The following is a 23,027-nucleotide window of genomic DNA, read 5'->3' as shown; positions in this document are numbered from 1 at the left end:
CCGGCCTCGCCAAGCCCTCCAGGTCCCGGCGAGGTGCCCGCTGTGGACGGCGAGTGGATCACCCGCGAGACGTGCGTCCGGCGGCTGCCCTGCCCGGTGTGGGAGTGAGGCGCTACCGCGCGGGACGCCGCGTTCTACGGAAGGGCATCGCGGAACGCCCCGCTCACGAGCCGTCCGACCGCGCCGGACGCTCGGGCTCCGTCCCGTACAGCCGGAGGAACACGTCCACGCCGCTCGTCACGATGTGGGCGGTCTCGGACTCCGGGATGGGGACGGCGCCGTAGAACGTCCGCTGGTTGACGCCCGTGATCGTCAGCAGGTTGAAGTGGTTCGCGGCCTCCTCCGCGTCGTCGAACCGGAGCAGGCCCCGGTCGGCGATCCGCCGGAGGTAGGGCGCCAGCCGGACGTGGCCCGACTGCGGGCCCGCCTCCCGCCAGTCCTTGAGCATCTCGGGCGGGATCCGCGTGACCTCCGCCTCCAGCGCCCGGACCAGCGCGAAGTGGTCCGGGAAGTCCATCACCGCGGCGGCCCGTTCGGTGGCGAAGTCGATCAGGTCGTCCCGCAGGTCCACGATCTTCCGCAGGTGCCGTTCCATGATCTGCGCGATGGCCTCGGTCACCTGGTGCGCGCCCTCCATGGCCACCGAGTGGAACAGGTCCTCCTTGTCGGCGAAGTGGTTGTAGATCGTCCGCTTGGACACCCCGGCCTCGTCGGCGATGGTGTCGACGCTGGCGCGCGAGTAGCCCTCCCGCCCGAAGACGACGCGGGCGGCCTGCATGATCGCCCGGCGCTTCTCCGGCATCCCGCGCCGCCGTCCCGGCTTCTCCTCGCGCATCCGTCCGTGCACCTCTCCCCGGCCGTCGCCGTCCGCGGCGGTGACCGCGGCGTTTCCGGCCTCCAGTCTTCCAGCCCGAGCGTACACGGCATAGTTTACTGATTACACTGCACGGTGTAGTTTCCCCTCTGGCTCCGGTCCCCGACCCTCTGGAGGCACCGATGACACGTCCGTCCGATCGCGAGGCGGCCGCCACGCCGAAGTCCGCGCGACCTCCGCGCGGCGCGCCGGGCGCCGGCGGCCCCTCCCCGCCCGCGCGGGGCAGAGCGCCCTGCGCGTTCCCGCGCCGGCGCTCGGCCTGCTGGCCGCCCCCGCCGCCCTGAGCGCCAACACCGCCACGATGACGCTCCCGGCCATCAGCGACGACCTCGGCGTGTCCGTGGGCGCGGCGACCTGGATCGCCACCGCGTTCGGCCTGCTGATGGCCGTGTGCACCCCGCCGGCGGCCGAGCTGCTGAAGCGCCGCGGGGTACGGACCGCCGTGCTCGTCGGCGCCGCCCTGGTCACCGCCGGCACCGTCCTGGTCGTCGCGGCCGGGTCCCTGCCGGTGCTGGTCGCCGGCCGCGGCGCCCAGGCCGTCGGCGGGAGCTGCCTGGTCACCACGGCCATCAACCTGGCGGGCACGCCCCGCCGGATGGGTGCGGTGACCGCGGGCAGCGGCCTCCTCGGCGCGCTCGGCCCGCTCACGGGCGGCCTGCTCACCGAGCACGTGTCCTGGCACGCGGCGCTGTCGCCGTCCATCCTCGCCGTGCTGGCCGTACCGGGGGTCCTGCGCGCCGCGCCGAAGCCCCCCGAACGGGACGCGCACGCGCCCTTCGACACGGCCGGCGCCGCCGTCCTGACGGCGATGATCAGCGCGCTGGTGTTCGTCCCCCGCTTCCCCGTGCCGGCGCTGATCTGCGCGGCGGTCATCGGCGCGGCCCTGGCGGCGCGCGTCCGCAGCCGCCCGAACGGGTTCGTGCCCGCGACCGTCCTGCGCACCCCGGTCTTCCTCGGCGTCAGCGTCCTCGTGTGCGCCCTGTCGACCTCGTACTTCTCGCTGCTCTACACCGTCCCGCGCGTCCTGGAGGAGGACGGCGGCTGGGACCCCGGAGCCGTCGGCACGGCGATCCTCGTCGCGCTGCTCGTCGGCTCCGCCGCGTCCTGGCTCCTGGCGGCGTCCTCACCGCGCATGAGCCGCGCCATGGTCCTCGCCGTCCTCCTCGCCCTCGGCGCGCTCGCCCCCATCGCGGCGGCCGTCACGCCGTGGGCGGCGCTGATGCTCGTCGCCGCCGGCGTCTCCGTCTTCGTCAGCTCATCGGGCCAGGCGACGCTCTCGGTGTACGCCGCGAACTCCGTTCCCGACGCGCAGCGGCCCATCACCCTCGCCCTCTTCACCCTCTGCTACCAGCTCGGCGGCGCGTTCGGCCCCGCCCTGTCCGCGCTCCTCATCACCTGACGCACCCGTCCGCGAACGAAAGGACCCAGCCGCATGGACGACATCACCGTGCTCGCGATCTCCGGCAGCCTCCGGACGACCTCGTACAACACCGCGCTCGCCCGCGCCGCCCGGAAGCAGGCGCCGCCGGGAGTGCGGGTCTCCCTCTACAACGGCCTGCGCGAAATCCCGCCGTTCGACCAGGACCAGGAGGAACGGCTGCCGGCCCCCGTGACCGACCTCCGGCGGCGGATCGGCGAGGCCGACGCCCTGCTGCTGTGCACCCCCGAGTACAACCACTCCTACCCGGGCGTCCTCAAGAACGCGATCGACTGGGCCAGCCGTCCGCCCGGCAGGTCGGTGCTGAACGGCAAGCTGATCGCCATCGCCGGCGCGAGCCCCGGCTTCCTCGGCACCGCCCGCGCCCAGGTCGCCCTGCGCGCGGTCTTCGTGGGCCTCAACGCCGAAGTCGTCACCTCCCCGGAAGTGGCGGTCTTCCGCGCCCAGGAACGCTTCGACCAGGCAGGGAACCTCACCGACGAAACGAGCATCGCCCTCCTCCAGCAACTGCTCACCGAACTCTCAACCCGTGCCCGCCGCTGAACTCTCCTCCGCACGGGACTACGGGCCTCCTGTGTGCCGTCCGATCGCGAACTTTCTGAAACCCACCACGCTCGGGATGTCGAGAACGCGGCGGCGGCTCCGTCCCAGGGGCACCAGCGGCCAGGACGGGCCGCCCGACTCAGGAGAGCCACCATGACGCTTCAGCGGATGGACAACATCGGCATTACCGTCAACGACCTCGACGCCGTCATCGCGTTCTTCCTCGAACTCGGCCTGGAACTGGAAGGCAAGGCGCTGATCGAGGACTCTTGGGCCGCCCGCGTGGTCGGCCTCGACGAGCAGCGGGTCGACATCGCGATGCTGCGCGTCCCGGGCGGCCACGGGCGGATCGAACTGGCGAAGTACCACACGCCCAAGGCGATCGCCGGCGTGCCGGAGAACGCCCCGTCGAACACGCTGGGCATTCGCCGCATCATGTTCGCGGTCGACGACATCGACACCGTCGTCACGCGCCTGCTCGCCAAAGGCGCCGAACTCGTCGGCGAGGTGGTGCGGTACGGGGACAGCTACCGGCTCTGCTACATGCGCGGCCCCGAGGGCATCACCATCGCGCTGGCCGAGAAACTCGACTGACGGCCGCCCCTGTGCACGGCTCCGTCCGAACACCGCGACGGGGCCGTGCACCGTCAAGGAGGGCATCATGGCCAGATATCTGCTGCTGGAGCATTTCCGAGGCGCTCCGGCGTCGGTGAACGACGCGCCGATGGAGCAGTGGACGCCGGAGGAGATCTCGGCCCACATCCAGTACATGCGGGACTTCGCCGCCCGGCTGGCGCGCACCGGCGAGCTGATCGACCACCAGGCGCTCTTGCCCGAGGGAACGTTCGTCCGCTCCGACGGCGAGGGCCGCCCACCGGTCACCGACGGCCCGTTCGCCGAGACCAAGGACCTGATCGCCGGCTGGATGGTGATCGACGTCGAAAGCTACGAACGAGCGGTCGAGCTGGCCGCGGAACTGTCCGCAGCGCCGGGCGCGAACGGCGAACCGACCCACAAGTGGCTAGAGGTCCGCCCCTTTCTGTCCCCCTTCCCCACCATCACCGAGTAACGGAATACGGACAAGAACACCCTGGTCGAAGACCGTCTGAGCGGTGCGCTGCGAGAAAGGTTCGTGTGGTCAGGCTTTGCCGTTTGCGTAGCCTTCGTAGTTCTGCTGGATGGTGTTCTGGAAGGCGATGATCTGTTCAGCGTCGAGGACCAGGGTTTGGGTGCTGTGGATGTCTCCGGCGAGTGGGCCGTTGGGGACGTGCAGGAGCGACGTGTTGTGCATGATCATCATGTCGCCGATGGTGCGGGAGCCCGTGTGGCGGAACGTGATGCTGCTGCCCTGGTAGATGGTGTCGAGGACGTGCTGGGCGGACGCTTCGATCTCTTCTCGGCCGTGGTGGTGGCGCCCTAGGGCGTCCACGAAATCGGCGTCCTCGGCGAAATTGGCCGCCCATGCTTGGCCGTCGCCGGCGTTCCACGCGTTCTCCAGGCGGCGGTTGAGAGCTTTTTCGATGGGCACGTGGGATTCCTTTCAGATCAACTACATGTCGTAGTACTACACGTGGTAGTACCCGAGCGTCAAGGAGGTTCCGAGAACGGGCGTGCTCGTCGGTGGTCGGCTATTGCGGGGAGGTGGGGACGCCCATCCAGCCCTCGGGGAGGCCCACTCCGCCGTTCCAGGCGAGGTCGGTGAGGTAGCCGACGAGTTTGGGGCGGGGCATGGCCATGTCCGTTCGCAGCCACCATTCGATCGCCGCGATCGCCGAGCCCATCATCGCCCGCGCGCCGGGGGCGGCCAGCTCGACGTCGGTTCCCCTCGCGCGCAACGCCGGTTCCAGCATCGCCTCGATGGCCCCGGCGAGCAGGTCGAACAGGCCGGGTCCGCCTTCGTCCGGGAGGCGGATCAGCGCCCAGTAGAGCCGCGGGCCGTCCTGCACCCAGGCGAACAGGGCGTTGAGGATCTCCTGGAACTGGGCGCGCGGCTCGCCCGCGGCCGAGGCGCGGCCGAACATGTCGGCCAGCAGGAGCCCGGCGTGACGTTCGGCCAGCGCGGCGAGCACCGCCGTCCGGTTGGGGAACGCCGCGTAGACGGCCGAGCGCGCGTACCCCGCCTCGCGGGCGATGTCGGCCATCGAGGCGCCCGGCCCCTTCGCGCGGATCGCCCGTTCGGCCGCGTCGAGCAGCTCCTCCCGCCGCCGCCGCGCGTCGACGCCCGGCCCGGGCGGCCGGCCGCGTCCGCGCGGCCGTTCTGCTTCTCGCACCCGCCAATGCTAGTGACGGACCCTCGTCCGGCCCCGCGGCCCGGCCGGGGTTGACACGCCCGCATCAAAAGTTCAGCCTGTCTTTTTATGGACACCGTCGCGCACCGCACCGGGCCCGCCGCCGGCCGCCTCTGGGACCCGGTCCCCGGCGAGTTCGACATCCCCCTCACCGAGATCACCGGGACGCTGCCCGCCGGGCTGACGGGCACCCTCTACCGCAACGGCGCGGGCCGGTGGAACGTCGGCTCGACCGTCCTGGACTGCCTGTTCGACACCGACGGCATGGTCAGCGCGTTCGTCCTGGACGGCAGGGGCGTGCGGTTCCGCAACCGGTTCGTCCGGACGAGGCAGTACGTGCGGGGCGAGCGGGCGGGCCGGATGACGACGCGCGGCATCGGCCGCCAGCGCCCCGGCGGTGTCGCGGGCAACGCGCTGCGGGGGCCGGCCAACACCGCCAACACCAACGTGCTCGTCCACAACGACCGGCTGCTGGCCCTGTGGGAGGCGGGCCGACCCCACGAGCTGGACATCGACACCCTCGAAACCCTCGGAACGACCGATCTCGGCGGCGCGCTCAAAGGAGTGCTGGGCGCGTACTCGGCGCACTACTGCCACGACCCGGCGACCGGCTCGGTGGTCAACTTCGGGTTCGACCCGTACCTGCCCCGGCTCGACCTCCGCCGCTTCCGCGACGCGTCCGGCGGTCGCGAACGCCTGAGGCTGCTCCGCGAGCTGCTCGGCGAGGCCCGGCCGCGCCTGCGGCTGCGGCTGTACGAGACCGACCGTTCCGGTGTCACGCGGTACCTGCGCTCGGCGCCGCTGCCCGCGATGTGCTTCGTCCACGACATGGCGCTGACGCCGACCCACGCGATCTTCGCGGCGACGCCGTGGCGCATCGACCCGCTGCCCATCCTCGCGGGCACGTCCTCGATGCTCGACGCCCTGCACTTCGCGCCCGGCGTCCCGGCGTACTTCCTGCTCGTCCCGCGCGCCGGCGGGCCGGTCCGGATGGTCGAGACCGACCCGTTCTTCGTGATCCACTTCGTCAACGCCTACGAGGACCGCGGCGACGTCGTGATCGACCTCGTCCGGTACGGGCCCGAGGACTTCCCGGCGGCCAAGGCGTTCTTCGCCGACGTCCGGTCCGCCCCGGCGACCACCGGCGTGCTGACCCGCTACCGCGTCCGCCCCACTGGCGGCATCTCGGCCGAACCGCTCAGCGACGCCGGATGCGAAGGCCCGCAGTTCGACCAGCGCAGGGCGACGCGCAGGCACGACGTGTCGTACGCCATCGCGCGCACGGACCCGGCGGGCGCGGCCCTCGGCCCCGGGTTCGGGATCGCGCGCTTCGACCACCGCAACGACACGACCAGCACGTTCATCACCGCCGACGACGGGCTGATCGAGCCCGTGTTCGTCCCGCGCTCGCCCGGCGCCGCCGAGGACGACGGCTGGATCCTCACCGTCGGCTACCACGCGCCCCGGCAGCGGAGCCGCCTCATGATCTTCGACGCGGCGCACCTCCCGGACGGGCCCGTCGCCGAGGCGTGGCTCCCGTTCCACCTCCCGGTCAGCTTCCACGGCGCCTTCACCCCCCGCATCGCCACCTGACAGCGGCGAGGCGGGCCCGGCGAGGCTCTCCGGTGTACGGCGGTGTCAGGGCAGGAGGGGGACGTCGAGTCGGGTCGCGAGGTCTTCGGGGGTGGTGCCGAAGGTCTCGCGGACCCGGACGCCTTCGGGGGCGATGTCGAAGACGGCGAGGTCGGTGTAGACGGTGTCGACGCAGTTCCGCCCGGTCAGGGGGTAGGTGCAGTCGGGCACCAGCTTCGGGGCGCCGGTCTTGGTGAACAGCGTCATCATGACGAAGACCTGCTTCGCGCCGATCGCCAGGTCCATCGCGCCGCCGACCGCCGGGATCGCGTCGGGTTCGCCGGTGTGCCAGTTGGCGAGGTCGCCCGCCGCGGAGACCTGGAAGGCCCCGAGGACGCAGACGTCCAGGTGGCCGCCGCGCATCATGGCGAACGAGTCGGCGTGGTGGAAGTAGGCCGCCCCCGGCGGTTCGGTGACGGGGATCTTGCCGGCGTTGATGAGGTCGGGGTCGATCTCCGCGCCCTGGGCGGCCGGGCCCATGTGCAGCATGCCGTTCTCGGTGTGCAGGACGACGCCCGAGTCGGCCGGCAGGTGGTCCGCGACGAGGGTCGGCCGGCCGATGCCGAGGTTGACGAACGCCCCGCGCGGGATGTCGCGGGCCACGTAGGCGGCGATCTCGTGCTTGCCGAGCGGCCGTTCGGCGGTGGGGACTCGGGTCATGCGGCTGCCTCCTGCACCACGCGGTCGACATAGATGCTCGGCGTCACCACGGTCTCGGGATCGATCGCGCCGGTGTCGACGATCTCGCGGACCTGCGCGATCACGGTCGTCGCGGCGGTGGCCATGACCGGTCCGAAGTTGCGGGCGGTCTTGCGGTAGACCAGGTTGCCCATGCGGTCGGCCCGGTGCGCGCCGACCAGCGCGACATCGCCCTTGATCGGGTACTCCAGCACGTGCGTGCGGCCGTCGATGACGCGGGTCTCCTTGCCCTCGGCCAGCAGGGTCCCGGCTCCGGTGGGGCAGAAGAAGGCCCCGATGCCCGCCCCGGCCGCCCGCATCCGCTCGGCGAGGTTGCCCTGCGGTACGACCTCCAGCTCGATCTCGCCGGCGCGGTACAGCGCGTCGAAGACATGGGAGTCGGCCTGCCGGGGGAAGGAGCAGACGACCTTGCGGACCCGGCGCTTCGCCAGCAGCGCGGCGAGGCCCGTGTCGCCGTTGCCGGCGTTGTTGGACACGACGGTCAGGTCCCTCGCGCCCTGGCGGACGAGCGCGTCGATCAGCCCGACGGGCATGCCGGCCATCCCGAAGCCGCTGACCAGGACCGTGGAGCCGTCCTCGATCCCGGCGACCGCCTCGTCGGCGTCGGCGCACACCCGCGCGGTCATCGGCCCGCCTCCGCGACGTTCTCCAGGACCACGGCGAGCGCCTGGCCGACTCCGATGCAGATCGCGGCGACGCCCCACCGCTCGCCGGACTCCTTCAGCCGGTGCGCCAGCGTGCCGAGGAGCCTGCCGCCGGACGCGCCCAGCGGGTGGCCGAGCGCGATGGCGCCGCCCTTGGCGTTGACCGTCTCCGGGTCGATCCCCCAGGCGTCCACACAGGCCAGCGCCTGCACGGCGAACGCCTCGTTGAGCTCGACCGCGGACACGTCGGACCAGGTGATGCCCGCTCTCTTCAGGGCCCGGTTCGCCGCCTCCACGGGTGCGAAGCCGAACATCTGCGGGTCCAGCGCGTACCTCCCGCGTCCCGCGATACGGGCCAGCGGGTCCACGCCGATGCGCTCCGCGGCGGCGCGCGAGCCGAGGAGCACGGCGGAGGCGCCGTCGCTCAGCGGGGAGGCGTTGCCCGCCGTGATCGCGCCATCGGGCCGGAAGGACGGCTTGAGCGCGGCGAGGGCGTCGATGGTGGAACCGGGCCTGACGCCCTCGTCACGGGCGAGCGCGCCCTTGCCGCCGGTGACCGGAACGACCAGGCCGTCGTAGAAGCCGGCGGTCCAGGCGGCGTCGGCGAGGAGGTGGGAGCGGAGGGCGAACGCGTCCTGGCGTTCCCGGGAGATGGAGAACCGCTCGGCGATCTGCTCGTTGGCCTCTCCCAGGGAGACCGTCCACTCCTTCGGCATCCGCTCGTTGACCAGCCGCCATCCGAGCGTGGTCGAGACCGCGGCCGTGTCACCGGCGGGATAGGCCCGTTCCGGCTTGGGCAGGACCCACGGCGCCCGGGACATCGACTCGACGCCGCCGGTCAGCACGATGTCCACGTCGCCGGCCTCGATGGCCTGCGAGCCGATGATCGCCGCGTCCAGGGACGACCCGCACAGCCGGTTGACGGTCGTCGCGGGGACACTGGTGGGCAGCCCCGCCAGGAGGACGGCCATCCGGCCGACGTTGCGGTTGTCCTCGCCCGCGCCGTTGGCGTTCCCCCACACGACATCGCCGATCTCGCCCGGATCGAGCGCCGGCGTCCTCGCCAGGACCCCGTTCACCGCGAGCGCCGCGAGGTCGTCCGGCCGCACTCCGGCGAGGGCCCCGGAGAACCGCCCGAACGGCGTCCGCGCCGCCGCGTACACGTAACCGTCGGTCATGCGCCCACGGTAGGCGGGGCCGATCCATCAAGTCCAAGACCTTATCGTTCACCATTGATAAGGGCGGCTTATAAAGTGTGGTCATGGAACTCCGCCAGGTCCGCTACTTCCTCGCGCTCGCGGAAGAGTGCCATTTCGGACGCGCGGCGGCCCGCCTGCACGTCGCCCAGCCCGCGCTGTCCCAGCAGATCAGGCACCTGGAGCGCGAGCTCGGCACCGCCCTGTTCCACCGGTCCACCCGGCACGTCGAGCTCACCGAGGCCGGACGGCACCTGACCGGGTACGCCCGCACGCTGGTCACCGAGGCCGAACGCGCGCGCGTCCACATGGCGGAGCTCGCCGCCGGACGCGCGGGCCGCGTCGCCGTCGGCTTCATCGGCACCGCCACCTACGACGTGCTGCCCCGCGTCGCGCGCACCGTACGGGCCGAACTGCCCCGGATCACGCTGGAACTGCGCGGCGAGCTGCTGACCCCGCAGCTCGTCGACGGCCTGCTCACCGGCGCCTACGACCTCGCGGTGCTCCGTCCGGGCGCCGCCGCCGAGGGGCTGAGCGTCACACCGCTGCGCAGCGAGCCCCTCGTGGCCGTGCTGCCGTCCCACCACCCGCTGGCCGGCCGGAACGAGATCCCTTTGGACTCGCTGGCGGGCGAACCGTTCGTCATCCACCCCTCGCAGACCCGGTCCACCATGTACGACCACGTCCTGTCGGCCTGCGCCCGAGCCGGCTTCCAGCCGCCGTCGCTGGTCGAGGTCGGCGAGACCGCCACCCTCGCCGTCCTCGTGGCCGCCGGGCACGGCGTGGCGCTCGTCCCGCGCTCGGTGCAGAGCCTGCGCCTCGACGGCGTGACGTACGTACCGCTCACCGAGAACGAGCCCGTCGACCTCGTCCTGTGCCGACGCGAGGATCGGGATTCACCGGCCTTGCTCCAAGTCGCCGCGGTCATCGAACGCTGCGCCCACGCCTGAGCCGCCGGCGACGTTCACACGCAGTCGGCGCGGGGGCAAGCCATGGGCGACGACATGCGGTCCGGGGTCAAGGGGCGTCGGGGGGACGGCCCGGGACGACGATGCCGTGCTCGTAGGCCAGGACGACGGCCTGGACGCGGTCGCGAAGGTGAAGCTTGGCGAACACGCTGCCGACGTGGCTCTTGACGGTGGCCTCGGTGACGACGAGCCGCGCCGCGATCTCCTGGTTGGACAGGCCCTGGGCCACGAGCAGGAGCATCTCGCGCTCGCGCGGGGTCAGCGCGGTCAGCAGGTCCGCCGCCGGGCGGACGGGGTCGGTGCGGGCGGCGTAGTCCTCGATCAGGCGGCGGGTGATCGACGGGGACAGCAGCGCCTCACCCTGGTGGACGACGTGGATCGCCTCGATGAGCCGTTCGCGGGGCGCGTCCTTCAGCAGGAACCCCGACGCCCCCGCGCGCAGCGCGCCGAACACGTACTCGTCGAGATCGTAGGTGGTGAGGATCAGCACGCGGGGCGGACGGTCCGTACGGGTGAGGCGGGCGGTGGCCTCGACGCCGTCCATCCGCGGCATCCGGACGTCCATCAGGACGACGTCGGGCCGCAGCTCCGCCGCCCGGTCGAGGGCCTCGCGGCCGTCCGCGGCCTCCCCGACGACCTCCAGGTCGGCCCGGGTCTGGAGGAACAGCCGGAACCCGATCCGGATCAGCTCCTGGTCGTCGACGATCAGGACCCGGACCGTCACGCCCGCTCCCCGATCGGCAGCCGTGCCGCGACCCGGAACCCGCCGCCGGGCGCCCGGCCCGCCTCCAGCTCGCCGCCGAGCAGCGCGACCCGCTCCCGCATCCCCACCAGGCCGTGCCCGCCGGGGCCCGGCCCGCCGGGTCCCGTGCCGTCGTCGTGCACCCGCACCTCCAGTTCCGTCCCGCCGTAGTGCAGCCGTACCGCGACCCGCGTCGCCCCGGCGTGTTTCAGCGCGTTGGTCAGCGCCTCCTCGACGATCCGGTAGGCGGACAGCTCCACCCCGCCCGGCAGGTCCAGCGGCTCCCCGGCGATCTCCAGCCGGACCGGCAGCCCCGCCGAACGGTACCCGGCGACCAGGTCGTCCAGGTCCGCCAGCGACGGCTGCGGTCGCGTCTCCGCCGGGTGCCGCTCGCGCAGCAGGACGAGGATCCGGCGCAGCTCGGCCAGGCTCTGCTCGGCGCTGGTCTCGACCTGCTCCAGCGTCCGCGCGGCCACCCGCGGCTCGGTCTCCAGGACGTCGCGGGCGCCGCGGACGCCGATCAGCATCACCGTCACCGAGTGGGCGACGATGTCGTGCAGCTCGCGGGCGATCGCGCCGCGTTCACGCTGCGCCGCGATCAGGTCGAGCTGCTCGCGTTCGTGTTCGAGGGTGGCGGCCCGTTCCTCCACCGCCCGGACGTAGCGGCGGCGCGTCTGCATGTAGGCGCCCAGCGTCCACGCCCCGATCGACACCGGCGGGCTGCACACGGCGTCGGCTTGCAGGAGGACGGCCACCGGCGCCAGCACCGCGAGCGAGACGCGCCGGTCGCGCGTCTCGGCGAGCGACCACAGCGCGACGACGGCCGGCGCGCCTCCGGGCGAGTACCCGGCCGCGGTCACCGCGGCGGCCGCCGCGACCGTCGCCGCGGTCACCGCCACCCCGAACCGGCGGCGGGCCAGGAGCACCGCACCGGTGAGGACGGTCGCCGCGATCGGCAGGGGCGCGGGCCGGGTGCCGTCGTTGAACAGCAGCCCCACCTCCACGAAGGTCGCCGCCGCGGCGAGCACGATGTCGAACAGCACCGGGCGGTGCGCGGCCCGCAGGCCCCGCACCGCCCTGATCGTCTCCGCGACGTTCACGCCAGGTCACGCCGTCGTTCGCACCCGACCGCGACCAGCACCACCAGCACCGTCCAGGCCGCGAACACCGCGCCGGCCTGCGCGACCGTGAGGGTCGTGTTGTGGGTCCCGCCCGTCATGACGCCGACCGCGCCGAACGGCGAGAGGTTCGCCTCCCGCTCCCACGCGCCGCTCACCAGGGGCTGGACCACCAGGGCCAGGGTCATCAGGACCACCGCGCCGACGACCGGGCTTCGGATCAGCGCGCCGAGCGCCGCGCCCAGCACCGTCGCCAGCACCAGCGCCGAGACGTTGGCCGCCGCGACCTCGGCCACCTGGCCGGACGTCAGGTCCGGGCCGGGCTGGTCGGCCAGCAGCGGCAGCGCCACACCGACCGCCACCGCGTTGATCAGCAGCGCCAGCCCGAGACCGGTCAGCGCGTACGCCGCGATCCGCACCGCCAGGACGGTTCCGCGGCCGCGCCGGGCCACCAGCGCCGTCGGCGCGGCGGTCCGGTGCCGGTACTCGCCCGCCGCGCCGACCAGTCCCCACAGCAGCAACAGGACGGGGAACCCGGCCAGCGCCTCCTTCTTCTCCGGCACCTCGTCGATCGTTCCCGACGCCACGGCGACGATCACCGCGTTCAGGACGGCGAAGGCCGTCCCCCCGGCCGCGAACCCCCACACGGCGCGGGTCGTCACCGACTTGAGCAGCTCCCCGCGAAGCAGGCCGATCATCGTTCCAACCCTCCGGTGAGCTCCAGGAACACGTCCTCCAGCGACTCCACCTCGCTGATCGGTCCCTCGTGCACCAGCCTGCCACGGTCGATGACGACCACGTCGTCAACGGTCCGCGCGGCCTCCGCGAGCAGGTGGCTGGACAGCAGCACCGTGCCGCCCTTCGCGGCCCGCTCGCGCAGCATCGTCCGGAGCCAGCGGATGCCCTGCGGGTCCAGCCCGTTGGCCGGCTCGTCCAGCACCAGGACCTCCGGGTCGCCCAGCAGCGCGGCGGCGAGCCCGAGCCGCTGCCGCATCCCCAGCGAGAACGCGCCGACCCGGCGGCCCGCCGCGCCCGCCAGCTCGGCGGCCTCCAGGACCTCCTCGACGCGGCGGCGCGGCAGCCCCGCCGACAGCGCCAGCGCCCGCAGGTGGGCGCGGGCCGACCGGGCGGGGTGCGCGCCGCACGGCTCGATGTGGACGCCGACCCTGCGCGCGTCCGGCGCCACCGACGCCGCCGGCGCCCCCAGCACCGACACCGCGCCCGCCGACGGCCGCGCCAGTCCGACGACCGCCTTCAGGGCGGTGGTCTTGCCCGCGCCGTTCGGGCCGAAGAAGCCCGTCACCGCGCCCGGCCTGACCGTGAACGTCAGATCGTCCACCACCGTGCGGCGGCCGTACCGTTTCGTCAGCCCCTCGACCCTGATGGCCGGGGCGCCCTCGGTCTGTGTTGTCATGGCGCCCAGCTTCGGCCGCCCGCGTCTCCCGGTCATCCGACCACGGTCGAAACCCGTTCTCCGACCACGGCATGACTCTCGCCGGGCCGCCGTCAGGAGTCCTTGGCCCACCGGTAGGTGGCGTAGGACATCAGCAGGAGGCTGACGAACGAGAACAGGCCGCGGACGTGATTCCAGGCCGTCCACTTGCCTGTGTAGTCGGACCAGGTCTTGGCGGCGTCGTGCAGACCGCTGAGCTTCACCGCGTCCAGGTCGTTGTTCATCGGGACGTTCACCGCGACCGTGGGCAGGAACGCGCCGACGACGTAGACGGCGGCGGCGGCGAAGAACAGCCAGGCGGCGCCGTGCTGCCCGGAGGTCCACAGCAGGACGCCGACGAGGGCGGCGAACACCGGGGCGAGCATGAACGCGCCCAGGAACGCGGGGTTCTGGATCTTCTGGTTGATGGTCTGCATCGACTCGATCGCGGTGGTGGCCTTGGCGGCGTTGAGGCCGGGCATCACCGCGACGGAGAAGGCGAAGAAGGTGCCGGCGATGCCGGCGGTCATCACCAGCGACACCGCCGCGCAGATCGTGGTCAGGGTGGTCTTCATCGGGCGGCTTCCTCTTCGTGGGTGTTCCAGACGCCGGTGGCGGCGGTGCGGTGGGCGTAGTCGGCGAAGTCGCGGGCCGGGCGGCCGAGCGCGCGCTGGACGCCGTCGGCGACGGCGCTGTTGCGGCCGTCCAGCACGGTGGTGAACAGGTAGGTCAGCATCTCGGCGACCTCGGCCGGCACCCCTCGTCCTGGAGGGCCGCACTGTAGTCGGCGGGCGGCACCTGGAGGTAGCCGACCGGGCGTCCGGTCGCGGCGGCGATCTGGCCGACGGCCTGCGCGAACGTCAGCGCGCGGGGCCCGGTCAGCTCGTACGCCCGGCCCTGATGGCGGTCGGGGCGGGTGAGGGCGGCGACCGCGACGTCGGCGATGTCGTCGGCGTCCACGAACGGCTCGGGCACGTCCCCGGCGGGCAGCACGACCCGGCCGCCGCGGACCGGGTCCAGCAGGTAGTCCTCGCTGAAGTTCTGCGCGAACCAGCTCGCCCGCACGATCGTCCAGCCCAGGCCGGAGTCGCGGACGAGCCGTTCGCACTGCTCGGCCTCGGGCTCGCCCCGTCCCGACAGCAGCACCACGTGCCGGACGCCCGCCTCGCGCATCGCCGCGGTGAACGCGCCGATCGCCTCGGGCGCCCCGGGCGCGGCCAGGTCCGGGGAGTACGCCAGGTAGACCGCCGCCGCCCCGGCGAGCGCGGGCGCCCAGGTGCCCGGGTCGGTCCAGTCGAAGGGCTGGTCGCTGGAGCGCGACGCCCGCCGCACCGGCGCGTCCAGCTCCTCCAGCCGGGCGGCCACGCGGCGGCCGGTCTTGCCCGTCGCCCCGAGCACCAGGGTGAGGCCGGGGTTCGCGGCAGTGGTGTTCCGGTTCGTTGTCATGTACTTCAGTCAATCGGCGGAAGGCTTCAGCGAACATGGTTGAGACTCTGGACCGCATACGCCAGCGTCCACGGGTCCGCGCCGCACGTCCGCGCGGGCGGGGCGTCGCGGTGCGCGTTCACAGGAGTCGGAACGGGTCTCCGGCGTTCACCCGGCCCGGCGTCACGACCTGCGCGTAGACGCCTGCGCACGGGCGCGGGCCCATGCCGGGCACCGGCTCGACGAGGTTGAGCCGAGCGGGGATCCGCAGCGCGCCGGTGTCGCGGGGCAGCGTGCCGTGTTCCAGCGTCGGCACCGAGCAGCGCGGCGTCGGCGCCATGACGCGCAGTACGGCCTCGCCGACCCGCAAGTCGCGACCGACCCAGTCGTTCTCCCCGAAGCCCGCGCCGTCGCCGGTGTCGAGGACGATGTTGGGCCGGTACCGCGCGGCCTCCATGACGCCGCGTTCCCCCGCTTCGGCGATCGCGGCCAACGTCGCCGTTCCGACCAGGTGGACGGGCGCGAAGTCGACGAACGTGCCGGGCGGCGAGCCCTGCCCGAGGACGACCTCCTCGTCCTCCACCTCGGCGGTGATCCCCGCCGCGAGGACCTGGTCGGGGACGGCGCGCGCCAGCGTGGCGCCTTCAGGGCGGGTGTCGGTGAGCGTGACCCGGCGTCCGAGCGCCTCGGACAGCTCCGCGTCGGCGCGGGCGTCGCCGCTGCGCACCGTACGGCCGTCCGGCAGGACGATCCGTACCCCGTCGCCGTCGGCCACCGCCGACATCGTCAGCAGGTCGCGCCAGAGCCGGGGGCTCTTGGCGCTGGCGACCCGCCCGGTCTCGGCGTCGAGGAGCGCCCAGCCGCGGTCACCGGCGAGGCCCGTCGCGGCCACCTCCACCGAGGGCAGCTCCTCGCCCAGCATCGACTTGACCGGGTAGCGCCGCAGCGCCACGGCCGTTCCCGCCATGTCCCTCTCACTTCCTCTTCTCGTCGTCGGCTCCCGGTCGCGTCCCGCCCGCAGGCCGTCGCCCCGGCCCGGGACTTGCCGTGATCTTTGCAAATGGGCACCGTCACCGCGACCGAAGCGGCGGCCGGGCCCGCCCCTGGCGGATGCGCCGGCCAGGACGGCTTAGTTGCTGAAGCCTCAAGGGGCGGGCGGCTCTCGCCGCAGGCCGGCCAGGATGGCGTGCAGTGCTTCGGCGGCGGCGCGGCGCGCTCCGGCCGGATCGGGGTCGGCGCCGGCGGTCATGGCCGCTTCGCAGAGGGCGCTGAAGAGCAGGCGTGTCAGCATCGGGCCGGGCGGCGCCGACAGCTCCCCCGCCGTGGCCAGGTCGTCCAGGAGCGCCTGCAACGCGGGCAGTCCTAGCTGCTCGTCCAGTTCGCGGCAGCGCTCGGCGCCCAGCGCCGCGGGGGCCTGCTGGAGCAGTGAACGGTGCGCGGCGTCGGCGACCGCTCCCTCAAGGTAGGCGTCCAGCGCGGCGGTCAGCCGCGGCCAGGGCCGCCGATGGCGCGTCGCCGCGGCGGCGACGTTCTCCACCAACTGCTCCTGGCGGTCGCGGAACACGGCCTCGAACAGGTGGGCCTTGTCGGTGAAGTGGTAGTAGACCGTCCCCTTGCCGACGCGGGCCGCCTGGGCGACGTCGTCGATGGTGGTCGCGGCGAACCCCTGCTCGGCGAAGAGGCCCGCGGCCGCGTCGAGCACCGCGCCCCTGGTGAGTTCCCTGTACTCGGCCCTGCGGCCCTTGACGGTCATGCCGACCAGGATACAGTCTTCGACTATGAGTCAGTTTTCGACTGTTGGTCAGAACGTGCTGGAGACGTCGCGCGGTCAGGTCCGCTACCGGACGGACGGCGAGGGCCCCGGACCCGCCGTGCTGTTCCTCCAGGGCTTCCTCGCCGGACCGGACGTCTGGTCGCCCGTGGTCGCCGGACTCGCCGAACGGCACCGGTGCGTCACGGTCGACTGGCCGTTCGGAGCGCACGGCCGCCCGATGCGGGCGGACGCCGACCTCTCCCCGCCCGGCGTGGCCGAACTGGTCGTCGAGGTCCTGGACCGGCTGGGCGAGTCCAGCGCCGTCCTCGTCGGCAACGACAGCGGCGGGGTCATCGCGCAGCTCGTCACGGCCGCGCATCCCGAACGGGTCGCCGCGCTGGCGCTGGTGGCCTGCGACGCCTTCGAGGTCTTCCCGCCCGGCGCCTTCCGGCCGCTGTTCCGCCTGGCCGCCGTCCCCGGGGCGGTGCGCGCGATGGCCGCCGCGATGAACGTTCCGGCCATCGCCCGGTCGCGGCTGGGGTTCGGGGCCGTCATGGAGCGCCGTCCCGGCTCGGTGCGGCACTGGGCCGCTCCGCTCGCCGCCGACCCGGGCGTCCGCCGCGACATCGCCAAGCTCATGACCGGGGCGTCCAGCGCCCAGACCCTCGCCGCCGCCCGCACGTTCGGCGGGTACGACCGGCCGGTCCTGGTCGTCTGGGCCGACCGCGACCGCCTCTTCCCCATGGCGCTCGGCCGGCGGCTGGCCGGCGCGTTCCCCCGCGGACGGCTTGAGGTGGTCAGGGATTCGGGGACGTTCGTGCCGCATGACCAGCCCGAACGGCTCACCGAACTGCTCGCGGGTTCCTGGACGGAGAGGACGTCCGATGACTCCCGACGAGTTTCCCGCCGCGTTCGCCGCAGGCTGGGCACTGCCCAAACCCAACGCGTTCCTCGACCACTTCCGCCCGCTCATCGCCCCGGACGCGACGTTCACGCAGCCCATGTTCCCCACCGCCCACGGCGTGACGGCCATCGAGGACATGTTCCGGCGCTTGTTCGTCCTGTTCCCCGACATGGCGCTCACGGTCGTCCGCACAGCCGTCGAAGGCGACACCGTCTACATCGAGTCAGCCTGCACCGCGAGCCTCGGCCGCGGGCCCGTCGAGTTCAGCGTCTGCGACCGGTTCACCGTCGTCGGCGGCGTGATCCGGACGCGTCGTTCGTTCTCTGACCCGCTTCCCGTGCTGCTCTCCGGGGTGCGCCGCCCTTCCGCCTGGCCGAGGCTTCTCCGCAGTCGCCTTCCGGTGAGAGCCCGCACCGCGTCTGTGTAGGGACCGACAGGTCGCTTACGTTCGTGAGGTTTCTTGGGGGAAGTCGTACTCCCAGTCCAGTTCCCAGACGCGGGTGACGCCGGATTGGTCGAATGTGGTGACGATGTGGCCGTTGGCGCTGATTTCGAGGTTCACGACGGTGTCGTCATGGCCGTCCAGGACACGCAGGCAGCCGCCGCCGTGGAGGTCCCACACCTGGACCCGGCCGTCCCAGTCGCCGGTGGCCGCGAACCGGCCGTCCGCGCTGAGCGCGGGCGCGCTCGGGCCCGCGTAAGCGCCGACGTGGTGGCCCTGCCCGGTGTGCAGGTCCCAGACCAGCATCGTCTTGCGCTCCCCCGTCTCGTCCTTGCCCGTCGAGACGATCGTCCGGCCGTCCGCGGAGAGGGCGATGCCCGTACCCGGCCAGGCGGGCGTGGTGTGGGGGCGGCGGTGGCCGGTCGGGACGTCCCATACCTGGACGCCGTCCGGGTGCTGTGACAACAGCACCTCACCGGTACGGCTCAGGGCGAGCGAGCTGTGGCCGCCGCCTTGCGGCAGCTCGCGCAGGCAATTCCCGGTGCGCAGGTCCCAGATCCGCGCGCCCTCCTCGTCGAATCCTGGGGACGAGACGGCGTAGCGGCCGTCTGCGTCCATCAGCAGCGTGGCGGCGGCGGTGGTGTGGCCGGTGAGCCAGCGTTGGCATTCGCCGGATTCCAGGTCCCAGACGCGGAGGGTGGCGTCGTCTCCGGCGGACAGACCGACACGGCCGTCCACGCTGACCGCCACCTCGTTCACCCAGCCGCTGTGGCCGCGCAGTACGTGCCGGCAGTGCCCTGACTCCGCCTCCCAGACCCGGACGGTGCCGTCCTCCCCGGCCGATACGGCGATCCGGCCGTCGCCGCTGACGGCGAGGGACGGGACCCGTCCGGAATGCCCCTCCAGGCTGCGGTGCCGTCCTCCGGCGCGCAGGTCCCATGCCCTGACCGTGCCGCGCTCGTTGCTGACCAACGCCAGCGAGCCGTCGAGGCTCATCGTCGTTCCGCAGACCATGGAGCGGAACTGGCCCACGGTGGGCAGGACGTCTCGCGGCCACGCGTCGGTCAGCGTGCCGCGTCGTCCGGCTCGTGCGAGGTCCTGCCAGCGGTCGAGCAGCGCGAGATGCCGCCGGTAGCCGGGCACGGCCCGTGCCCGGCGGATCTCATCGGCCGCGCGCTGGAACCGGCCGTCCGCCATGAACGCGCTGGTGCGGTCGAGGGCGCGGTTGATCTCCTCGTTGCCGCGGAGCCGGTCCGTGGCCGCACGCGGGAGCACGTAACTCCACACGGCGGCCGGGCCCTCGCGCGGCACCTCCCGCAGTGTGACGGTGCCGGAATCGTCGCCCACGAGCGCGACCCGGCCGTCAGCGCTCAAGGCGACCGTGAGTTCTCCCCAGTCCGGTCCCGGCCGCGCCATCGGCCACGTGTGCAGGCACCGTCCCGTGGTCAGCTCCCAGCACTGGACGCCGGTCTCCCTGGTGGACAGCGCAACGCGGCCGTCGCCGCTCACGGCGAAACTCCAGCCCCTCCCTCCGGGGCGGTCGACGGCGCAGCGTTCCCGACCCGTCTCCACGTCCCAGACCCGGACGCGGGCCTCCGCGTAGCGGCCCTCCTGCGCGACGACCGTTCGACCGTCGGCGCTGAGCCACGCCATCACGCATCCGGTGCCGAAGTTGCGCAGCAGGCGACCGGTGCGGGTGTCCCACACCTGAACGACGCCAGAGTCACCCCACATCCACGGGCCGCTGTGCACTTTGCCGAGCCCGAGCGCGATGCGGCCATCAGCGCTGAGGCCGACCGAGCGGAAGTACCCCTCGCCGCCAGGGCCCTCCTTGAGAACGTTCAGGCGGCGGCCGGTCGCGGTGTCCCAGGTCCGAACGGCCCCGTCATCGTGCAGGGACAGGGCGAGGCGGCCGTCGGCGCTCATGGCGACCAGGCCGTTCGGGTTGATGGGCCGGTCGGCGCGCTGAACGGGAGGGCTCTGCCCGCCTTCGGCCCGGTCGGTGAGGACGCGGTCGAGGCGGCCGGTGGTGAGGTCCCAGATCCGCGCGGGACCGCCCTCCTCGGCGGAGACCGCGCGGGCGCCGTTCGCGTCGAGCGCCAGGTCCACGCCGCCGTACGTCTCGCCGGACGCGTCGTCCGCCGTGCTGATCGCCCGCACGGGGCGGCGGTCGATCAGGTCCCATACGCGGATCGTTCCTGCTCCGGCGGAGAGCCCGGTCCTGCCGTCCTGGCTGATGGCCACGGCGGACACCGGATCGAGGCGATCGGCCAGGACCACCGGGGGCTCGGGCCTGGGCATGCGATCGGCCAGGGCGAGGGCGGCGGTGAGCTCGCGGGCACCGCCGGGCGCGTGCGCGGCTGCGGCCCGCAAGGCGCTCCGCGCGGCCTGCGCGTCGCCGCGTTCCATATGCGCTAGGCCCAGCAGGTATCCGCACCTCCAGTCGTCGGAACGGGCGGCGCGGACCGCCTCCAGGTCGGCGAGGAACTGCGCGTCGGTCACGCGTCCGGCCCGCCACTGGTGAAGGCCGCGGTTGTACGCCACGTGCGGATTGCGCGGGTCGATCTGGGCGGCCCGCCGCCACAGCGCCTCGGCCTGCTCGCTCTTCCCCAGGTCCAGCAGCGACAGGGCCTGGTTGGACAGCTCGTCCGCGAGCCGTACGGCCATCCGGGGCTCGGGTCTCGGATAGGGCTCGCCGAGGGCCTCGGCATAGATCCCGGCGAGTTCCGCGGCCACTTCGTCCAGGTCCTTCGGGCGCTGTTCCGGCTCCCGGGCGAGGCACCGTCGGAGCAACGCCACCAGCCCCTGCGGCATGGCAGGGAGCCCCGCGGCGTCGCCCCGGGCGTTCGCCCCGTTCCTGACGAACTCGGCGAACACCTCGGCCCCTGCCTGCCCGGACCGGCACGGCGGACGCCCCACGAACATCGCCAGGACGGTCAGCGCCCACGACCACGTGTCGGTCGCCCGCCCCATCCGCTCCCGAGGCCGGCCGCCGCCCCGCCTCCACGCGGCGGCCCGCGCCTGCTCGGGCGAGCAGTAGGCCGGCGTCATCCCCGCGTACCCGGCCGGCACGCTCGTGCCCGGCGGTACGAGCCCGACCTCCCCGGCCACGGCGCGCGCCCCCGCCAGCCCGAAGTCCGTCAGCTTCGCCGTGCCGTCCCGGGTGAGCAGCACGTTCGCCGGCTTCACGTCCTGGTGGACCAGGCCGTGCCGGTGCGCGTGCCGGATGCCCCACGCGGTCTGCACGGCCACATCCAGAACGCGTCCGAGCACCGCCCGAGGCCCGCCGGTGTAGAGGCCGCCGGAGCGTACGGCGTCGGCCAGGCTCCCGCCGTCCAGCCATTCCGCGAACACCCTGGGCAGGCCGTCCAGCCTGCGGACGTACACGCAGTTCACCGTGTGCGGATGCTCGCGGAGGCCGACCCAGGTCGCCGCCTCGGTCTCGAAGTCGTCCAGTCCGCGCCGGGTGGCCACCAGTTCCAGCCGGGGCGCCTTGACCGCCAGCTCCACGTCCCACCCGCGGTGCCGCACACGGTAGACCAGCCCCATCCCACCCGTACGGATCACATCGCGGACCTCGTAGAGGTCCAGGACGACGTCACCGGAACGCCACTCGCGGGGCGTGTCAGTCTCCACTCGTCCACTTCCCCATCCGACGTCCGCCACCGGCGGCAGACCCCACATTCTGCCCAGCCGAGTGGGCACGGGCCAGGGCGAGCGAGCGTCCGCGCCTAGAGCAGGGCGCGGGCGGTGACGGCGGCGTCGAGGAGCCGTACGCCGCGCGGGTCGGCCAGGTCCAGGCCGGTGATCTTCGTGATCCTGCCGAGCCGGTAGTCGAGGGTGTTGCGGTGGATGCGCAGCTCGGTCGAGGTGCGGCTGCGGTTGTGCCCGTGCCGGACGAAGCAGCGGGCCGTCTCCAGCAGGACGGGGTTCCCGGCGAGGGGCTCCAGCTTGGCGGCGAGCCGCGTCAGCGCCCGCCCCGGCCGGGTGAGCTGGTATTCGAGCAGGACGTCGTCGAGCCGGTAGAGGCCGGGCGGCAGGTCCAGGCGGTGGACGAGGGCGGCGACCTCCTCGGCCTCGCCGAGCGCGTCGGGCACGGCGTCCAGGGCGCCCGCCGCGGCGACGGCGGCGGTGGCCGGGCGGGCGGTCGCCTCGCCGATCCGGGCGAGCAGCGCGGGCAGCTGCGCGGACGCGTCCGGCGTCAGGGGCAGCAGCACCGTGCCGCCGTCGGTGGTGAGCGCGGTCAGCACGTCGGCCTGCTGGTGGGCGTCCAGCGCGGACTGGACGCGGCGGATCGTCCGGCGGGGCTCGGACTCGCCGGGCGCCAGCCGCAGCAGCACGACGAGGTAGCCGGGCGCGAGCGTCACGCCCGACTGCTCGGCCAGCTCGGCGGCGGGCTCCCCGGACAGCAGCGCGGAGACCAGGTCGCGGCGCAGGTCGCGGCGCTGGCCTTCGATCTGCTGCTGCTCGTGGAGGTGGGCGAGCGCGACCGCGGGCAGGACGCTCGCCAGGTAGCGCAGGGTGTGGGCGGCGTACCGGCGCGTCTCGCGGGCGTCGGACCCGTCGCAGAGCAGCTCGAACTCGGTCACCGACGCGACCAGGTACGCGGCGATGGCCGCGTCCAGCGGCAGCCCGTCGGCCGCGCGCCGCGCCGACCAGTCGATGATCTCGGTCAGCTCGACGGCGTTGGGGACGCGCTCCTCCCGGAGGGTGCCGGCGATCAGCCGGGTGGTCGCGGTGAACGCGCTGTGCACCTCGCCGTCGAGCAGCTCGCGGGGCAGCGCCCGGTAGAACGGGATCTCGGCGGCGCAGCGGTCCACGGCCGCGCGGGTGATCTCGGGCAGCCGCGCCAGCATGCGGTCCTCGGTTCGGGACATTGCCCAATTCTTCCACGCGAAGATTGCCCCTGATGCGCACAGACAAGCGTCT

Annotated in this window: 24 protein-coding genes and 1 pseudogene; 8 read left to right on the top strand and 17 right to left on the bottom strand. The window is 73.3% G+C overall.

Features of this window, described 5'->3' with window-relative positions; all coding sequences use genetic code 11:
- Nucleotides 1-163: 163 nt before the first annotated feature.
- Nucleotides 164-922, bottom strand: coding sequence for a TetR/AcrR family transcriptional regulator (locus GEV43_RS33980; RefSeq protein ID WP_206681404.1), 759 nt, complete (start codon nucleotides 920-922; stop codon nucleotides 164-166).
- 184 nt (nucleotides 923-1,106) lie between these two features.
- Between GEV43_RS33980 and GEV43_RS33975 the strand changes: the two genes are divergently transcribed.
- The 4 genes from GEV43_RS33975 to GEV43_RS33960 all read left to right on the top strand — a co-directional run bounded on the left by GEV43_RS33975 (nucleotide 1,107) and on the right by GEV43_RS33960 (nucleotide 3,924).
- Nucleotides 1,107-2,273, top strand: coding sequence for an MFS transporter (locus GEV43_RS33975; protein WP_309240066.1), 1,167 nt, complete (start codon nucleotides 1,107-1,109; stop codon nucleotides 2,271-2,273).
- A gap of 33 nt (nucleotides 2,274-2,306) precedes the next feature.
- Nucleotides 2,307-2,855: an NADPH-dependent FMN reductase gene (locus GEV43_RS33970; protein WP_160824169.1), complete on the top strand. Its 549-nt coding sequence runs from the start codon at nucleotides 2,307-2,309 to the stop codon at nucleotides 2,853-2,855.
- Between the two features lie 153 nt (nucleotides 2,856-3,008).
- Complete coding sequence (locus GEV43_RS33965) at nucleotides 3,009-3,449, top strand: VOC family protein (protein WP_160824168.1); 441 nt, start codon at nucleotides 3,009-3,011, stop codon at nucleotides 3,447-3,449.
- 67 nt (nucleotides 3,450-3,516) lie between these two features.
- A complete protein-coding gene (locus GEV43_RS33960; protein ID WP_160824167.1) occupies nucleotides 3,517-3,924 on the top strand; it encodes a YciI family protein in 408 nt (135 codons plus the stop codon).
- Between the two features lie 69 nt (nucleotides 3,925-3,993).
- Here GEV43_RS33960 and GEV43_RS33955 read toward each other — a convergent pair whose 3' ends face one another.
- The gene (locus tag GEV43_RS33955; RefSeq protein ID WP_160824166.1) at nucleotides 3,994-4,383 is read right to left on the bottom strand and encodes an SgcJ/EcaC family oxidoreductase; all 390 of its coding nucleotides are present in this window, start codon (nucleotides 4,381-4,383) and stop codon (nucleotides 3,994-3,996) included.
- Between the two features lie 100 nt (nucleotides 4,384-4,483).
- Entirely contained in the window at nucleotides 4,484-5,125 is a 642-nt protein-coding gene (locus tag GEV43_RS33950; RefSeq protein WP_160824165.1) for a TetR/AcrR family transcriptional regulator, read from the bottom strand.
- Nucleotides 5,126-5,212: 87 nt separating this feature from the next.
- Between GEV43_RS33950 and GEV43_RS33945 the strand changes: the two genes are divergently transcribed.
- Nucleotides 5,213-6,736: a carotenoid oxygenase family protein gene (locus GEV43_RS33945; RefSeq protein ID WP_160824164.1), complete on the top strand. Its 1,524-nt coding sequence runs from the start codon at nucleotides 5,213-5,215 to the stop codon at nucleotides 6,734-6,736.
- A 45-nt stretch (nucleotides 6,737-6,781) separates the two neighbouring features.
- Here the strand turns inward: GEV43_RS33945 and GEV43_RS33940 are convergent, their stop codons facing one another.
- From GEV43_RS33940 to GEV43_RS33930, 3 genes are read right to left on the bottom strand one after another with little or no spacing between them, the layout of a single operon-like run.
- Complete coding sequence (locus GEV43_RS33940) at nucleotides 6,782-7,435, bottom strand: 3-oxoacid CoA-transferase subunit B (protein WP_160824163.1); 654 nt, start codon at nucleotides 7,433-7,435, stop codon at nucleotides 6,782-6,784.
- On the bottom strand, nucleotides 7,432-8,100 hold the full coding sequence (locus GEV43_RS33935; protein WP_160824162.1) for a 3-oxoacid CoA-transferase subunit A: 669 nt from the start codon (nucleotides 8,098-8,100) through the stop codon (nucleotides 7,432-7,434). Before GEV43_RS33935 ends, GEV43_RS33940 begins: the two co-directional genes overlap by 4 nt.
- Entirely contained in the window at nucleotides 8,097-9,296 is a 1,200-nt protein-coding gene (locus GEV43_RS33930) for a thiolase family protein (RefSeq protein WP_160824161.1), read from the bottom strand. The genes GEV43_RS33935 and GEV43_RS33930 overlap by 4 nt, the downstream gene beginning before the upstream one ends.
- Before the next feature lie 83 nt (nucleotides 9,297-9,379).
- On the opposite strand from GEV43_RS33930, the gene GEV43_RS33925 reads away from it, so the two are divergent.
- Entirely contained in the window at nucleotides 9,380-10,264 is an 885-nt protein-coding gene (locus GEV43_RS33925) for a LysR family transcriptional regulator (RefSeq protein ID WP_160824160.1), read from the top strand.
- A gap of 67 nt (nucleotides 10,265-10,331) precedes the next feature.
- On the opposite strand, the gene GEV43_RS33920 is transcribed toward GEV43_RS33925, so the two are convergent.
- From GEV43_RS33920 to GEV43_RS33885, 9 genes are all read right to left on the bottom strand, one after another.
- Entirely contained in the window at nucleotides 10,332-11,006 is a 675-nt protein-coding gene (locus tag GEV43_RS33920; protein ID WP_160824159.1) for a response regulator transcription factor, read from the bottom strand.
- On the bottom strand, nucleotides 11,003-12,124 hold the full coding sequence (locus GEV43_RS55395) for a histidine kinase (RefSeq protein WP_160824158.1): 1,122 nt from the start codon (nucleotides 12,122-12,124) through the stop codon (nucleotides 11,003-11,005). Before GEV43_RS55395 ends, GEV43_RS33920 begins: the two co-directional genes overlap by 4 nt.
- Nucleotides 12,121-12,840: an ABC transporter permease gene (locus tag GEV43_RS33910; protein WP_160824157.1), complete on the bottom strand. Its 720-nt coding sequence runs from the start codon at nucleotides 12,838-12,840 to the stop codon at nucleotides 12,121-12,123. Before GEV43_RS33910 ends, GEV43_RS55395 begins: the two co-directional genes overlap by 4 nt.
- Complete coding sequence (locus tag GEV43_RS33905) at nucleotides 12,837-13,556, bottom strand: ABC transporter ATP-binding protein (RefSeq protein WP_160824156.1); 720 nt, start codon at nucleotides 13,554-13,556, stop codon at nucleotides 12,837-12,839. Before GEV43_RS33905 ends, GEV43_RS33910 begins: the two co-directional genes overlap by 4 nt.
- A 92-nt stretch (nucleotides 13,557-13,648) precedes the next feature.
- A complete protein-coding gene (locus tag GEV43_RS33900) occupies nucleotides 13,649-14,149 on the bottom strand; it encodes a DUF1772 domain-containing protein (protein WP_160824155.1) in 501 nt (166 codons plus the stop codon).
- Nucleotides 14,146-14,331, bottom strand: a complete 186-nt coding sequence (locus GEV43_RS55390) for a hypothetical protein (RefSeq protein ID WP_309239985.1) — start codon at nucleotides 14,329-14,331, stop codon at nucleotides 14,146-14,148. The genes GEV43_RS33900 and GEV43_RS55390 overlap by 4 nt, the downstream gene beginning before the upstream one ends.
- Complete coding sequence (locus GEV43_RS33895) at nucleotides 14,304-15,020, bottom strand: NAD(P)H-binding protein (protein ID WP_309239984.1); 717 nt, start codon at nucleotides 15,018-15,020, stop codon at nucleotides 14,304-14,306. The genes GEV43_RS55390 and GEV43_RS33895 overlap by 28 nt, the downstream gene beginning before the upstream one ends.
- 118 nt (nucleotides 15,021-15,138) lie before the next feature.
- On the bottom strand, nucleotides 15,139-15,966 hold the full coding sequence (locus GEV43_RS33890) for an MOSC domain-containing protein (RefSeq protein WP_160824154.1): 828 nt from the start codon (nucleotides 15,964-15,966) through the stop codon (nucleotides 15,139-15,141).
- Nucleotides 15,967-16,143: 177 nt separating this feature from the next.
- Nucleotides 16,144-16,752 (bottom strand): TetR/AcrR family transcriptional regulator, encoded by a 609-nt coding sequence (locus GEV43_RS33885; protein WP_160824153.1) that lies wholly within the window; start codon nucleotides 16,750-16,752, stop codon nucleotides 16,144-16,146.
- Here GEV43_RS33885 and GEV43_RS33880 point away from each other — a divergent pair.
- Both GEV43_RS33880 and GEV43_RS56550 read left to right on the top strand, forming a co-directional pair.
- Nucleotides 16,646-17,566 (top strand): annotated as a pseudogene (locus GEV43_RS33880) (alpha/beta fold hydrolase); the annotation flags it as partial. The gene GEV43_RS33885 and the pseudogene GEV43_RS33880 overlap by 107 nt on opposite strands.
- A 10-nt stretch (nucleotides 17,567-17,576) precedes the next feature.
- Nucleotides 17,577-18,083 (top strand): nuclear transport factor 2 family protein, encoded by a 507-nt coding sequence (locus GEV43_RS56550; protein WP_375539074.1) that lies wholly within the window; start codon nucleotides 17,577-17,579, stop codon nucleotides 18,081-18,083.
- 15 nt (nucleotides 18,084-18,098) lie between these two features.
- Here GEV43_RS56550 and GEV43_RS33875 read toward each other — a convergent pair whose 3' ends face one another.
- Complete coding sequence (locus tag GEV43_RS33875; protein WP_160824151.1) at nucleotides 18,099-21,734, bottom strand: protein kinase; 3,636 nt, start codon at nucleotides 21,732-21,734, stop codon at nucleotides 18,099-18,101.
- Between the two features lie 95 nt (nucleotides 21,735-21,829).
- On the bottom strand, nucleotides 21,830-22,975 hold the full coding sequence (locus GEV43_RS33870) for a CdaR family transcriptional regulator (protein WP_160824150.1): 1,146 nt from the start codon (nucleotides 22,973-22,975) through the stop codon (nucleotides 21,830-21,832).
- Between the last annotated feature and the right edge of the window lie 52 nt (nucleotides 22,976-23,027).

It is taken from the genome of Actinomadura sp. J1-007 (assembly GCF_009793335.1).
GTDB lineage: Bacteria > Actinomycetota > Actinomycetes > Streptosporangiales > Streptosporangiaceae > Spirillospora > Spirillospora yumaensis.
The sequence above is the reverse complement of the archived record's forward strand: the minus strand, read 5'-3'. Positions and strand labels throughout refer to the sequence as shown.